Annotated in this window: 3 protein-coding genes; all 3 read left to right on the top strand. The window is 49.6% G+C overall.

The window, feature by feature from the left end:
• The first annotated feature begins 313 nt into the window (after positions 1–313).
• The gene (locus FDW94_RS21265; protein ID WP_137378217.1) at positions 314–2,785 is read left to right on the top strand and encodes an exonuclease; all 2,472 of its coding nucleotides are present in this window, start codon (positions 314–316) and stop codon (positions 2,783–2,785) included.
• A gap of 66 nt (positions 2,786–2,851) precedes the next feature.
• Positions 2,852–3,067, top strand: a complete 216-nt coding sequence (xisR, locus tag FDW94_RS21260; RefSeq protein WP_032943036.1) for an excisionase family protein — start codon at positions 2,852–2,854, stop codon at positions 3,065–3,067.
• A partial coding sequence (locus tag FDW94_RS24600) for a DUF3596 domain-containing protein (protein WP_349290474.1) occupies positions 3,067–3,132 on the top strand: 66 nt, incomplete at its 3' end. The genes xisR and FDW94_RS24600, both read left to right, overlap by 1 nt.

The raw sequence follows: 3,132 nt of genomic DNA, 5'->3' as shown, positions 1-3,132 counted from the left end.
CACCAGCCAGCGTGGCGCTGGTGGCGGGTATCACCTTAGCAAAGCAAACCCCAGCGTGGCTGACGTCGTTCGCGCCGTTACTCACACGCCTGATTCATTTGAGCCTGTGCTGAATGCTCTGGAGTGGGTCCCCGTCGCACAGCTGGCGCAGGGAAAATCCCCTACCCCATAAAGCACAAAACCCGCGCAAGGCGGGTTAAGTACCCGGTCAGCCGACCAAAGCTTTCCGGAACGAGTTTTGACCAATAACCACTACCTTAGGCGGCGATCATCAGCTGCCGGGTATCTTACAATCCTACGGAGCCCGAACGCAATGTTAACGTATGCGTATCTTATTAAAGCCAAAGCGAAAGCAACTGAGGCAAAAAACCTGTTTTGCTGGTTCTCTGCGAAATCAGATTCCCGTGCAGAACGAGAAATCCTCAATATTCTCGAAGACAGCGATATTGCCGTCGGTCGTGGCGCCGACTATCAATTACCTGTCCGCACCAACTGGTTTGTTGTTGACGATCTTCCTGAGGAAAGCACACTTGATGACACATGGTGCGATCGTTACGAACTGGCAGAAGACCAGCAGACGTGGCAACCGAAACAGAAGCCTGCTAATGAAAATTTGGAGACTTCCGGCCAGCAAACACCTGAAACTACCAGTGCCAATGTCCCCACCAGCGATGCACCAGCATTGCTCCGCCCTATATCTCGCTTACGCCTGTCTCAGCGACTGATTGCGCACCTGGTTAATGACTCTGAAGATAAGGAAATCAGTGAAGCGCAGCACATCCAGATCGGGCAAATGGAACTGGACGAAAATGATCTCTATGTACAAAACCTGTTACTGGCCGTTGCGAATGTGCCGGCTGTGAAAGAGCTTTCTGCTCATGTCGAGTGGAAGCTGGCAAGCGCAGTAAAAGAAGTCTTCGACCGTGAGCAGGTCTATACCGTTGCTTCATTTGAGCAATTTATTACCGAATGGATTGAAGAACCAGAAAAGCGGACTCTTACCGTTCAGGAGTGGGTTAACGATAAGAAAGCAAGAGTTGCGGGTGATGAACATACCACTCCACCTGTAACGCCAGAGCTTATTACCGTTGCGACTCTGCCGCTACGCCAGCGCCTCTTAGCTCAGTTTATTTCTGAAGAATATGCTTACCATATTGATACTGAGCAGAAGAAAACCATTCAGGAACTCGAGCTGGATGTAGATAACAGCTATGTGCAGAACCTGCTGCTTGCCGCCGAGAATGTAGAACCATTCAGGAAAGCGCCAGAGATCGATACCTGGAAGATTGTCAGCGCGCTGAAAACCGTTTTTCCGGTTGATGGAAAACGGGTTGATCTGGTCACCGTTATCCAGTTCTTTAAGGCCTGGTTCAACACTGAACACATTGACCGTGGGCTGCTGGTTAAAGAGTGGTGTAAGGGCAATCGTGTGTCGCAGATTCAGCGCACTGACTCCGGAACCAACGCTGGTGGAGGCAATAAGACCGATCGCAACCCGCAACTTGTCCACACGCTGGATACTCTGGACATTGATATTGCGCTGGCCACACTTCCAATGGATTTCAACATCTACGATATTCCTGGTGGCGTTTTCCGTCGTGCAAAAGAGATCATTTCTAAAAACGAAAGTCCGTTCAAAGAGTGGTCCGCCGCCCTGCGCAAACGCGCTGGCATCCTGGATTATTCCCGCGCAGCTATTTTCGCGCTTATTCGTAGTGCAGAAGAAAACACTCACCATTTCCCGGAACTGCTGAGCCGTTACATCAACAAAAACCTGACTGAAACCGACCACCAGCACCCAACTGAAGAAACCCTGGCGGCAGCCGGTCACGTACCAGAAAAAAGCTGGGAAAACGAGATTAAAGAGAAGTCCACAGCTGAACAGAAGGCAATAGCCGAGCAACCAGAAATCGCCAACATGGGCAACGGTGTTTTCTCCATTGATGGCCTGATGGGTAACCAGCCGGCGCCAGCGCTTTCTGTCGTAGACCAAGTACGCCAGCGCGCCGTCGAAGAAAAATTACATCAAGCCAATACCGAGGAAACCACCAACGATGTGCAGATGGAAAAAACTGACAACAGCGAAATCAAAGCCAATCCTGATGTGCCTCAGGGCGAAGCAGCAGCTTTGCCAGTTGAAAGCACTGATGCAACTGGTGAGCCTCCAGCGTCCCTGAATAATGAACCCGTTCACCATATAGATACGGATCACCTGAACGCTTTTTATACTCACCTGATGGTTGATTTGGAAACTATGGGCAGCGGTCCTGATGCACCAATAGTCTCTATCGGCGCCGTATATTTTGATCCTTCAACTGGTAACACTGGTGCCGAATTTTACCAGGTTGTCAGTCTTGAATCATCGATGTCGTTTGGCATGAAACCGGATGCGTCAACAATTCAGTGGTGGTTGAAACAATCATCTGAAGCCCGCTCTGCAATTCTGGTTGATGAGGCCATGGGGCTGCGTGAAACCCTTGAACTACTGGCTGACTTCATTGCTGAAAATGCTGCTAACGGTAGTCACACTGTTCAGCTGTGGGGTAATGGATGCTCGTTTGATAACGTCATTCTCCGCCGCGCATATGCATTAACAGAGACTCCCTTCGCTGTTCCGTTCTGGAATGACAGGGACGCAAGGACCATGGTTGAACTGGGTAAATCTGTCGGTATCAACCCGCGCTTCGACATCCCATTTGAAGGCGACATGCACAATGCGCTTTCTGACGCCCGGCATCAGGTCAAATACGTATCTGCAATCTGGCAGCGCCTGACAAAAAACTGATTTTAGGTTTTCACTTACAGCCAGCTGCAGCATGTACTGTTGTGGCTGGCGGCATCGGAGTTATGTATGTCGCAACTCATTTTCAGCGAAGAGTGGATGGTTGAAGCGCGACTAACAGAAAAGACTGGCTTGTCGGAAAGACAAATTAAAAGTTATCGGTTGAATTTGTGGATCGAAGGCGTGCATTTCAAACATCTGACAGCTCTCGGGGAAACTGACAATTCTAAAGGTCTGCTTTGGTACAACTATCCAAAGATTAACCAATTAGTACAGGATGCATGATGGACTTTCCAACCGGCGTTGAGCTGCATAATGGAAAAATACGGATCACATTTACCTATCGCGGC

Source organism: Citrobacter sp. wls757 (assembly GCF_005280935.1).
Lineage (GTDB): Bacteria > Pseudomonadota > Gammaproteobacteria > Enterobacterales > Enterobacteriaceae > Citrobacter > Citrobacter portucalensis.
The sequence above is the reverse complement of the archived record's forward strand: the minus strand, read 5'-3'. Positions and strand labels throughout refer to the sequence as shown.

Bases quoted from the DNA above. Each gene is read 5' to 3' on its own strand.
- xisR (WP_032943036.1), top strand. From the start codon at position 2,852: ATGTCGCAACTCATTTTCAGCGAAGAGTGGATGGTTGAAGCGCGACTA.
- FDW94_RS21265 (WP_137378217.1), top strand. From the start codon at position 314: ATGTTAACGTATGCGTATCTTATTAAAGCCAAAGCGAAAGCAACTGAG.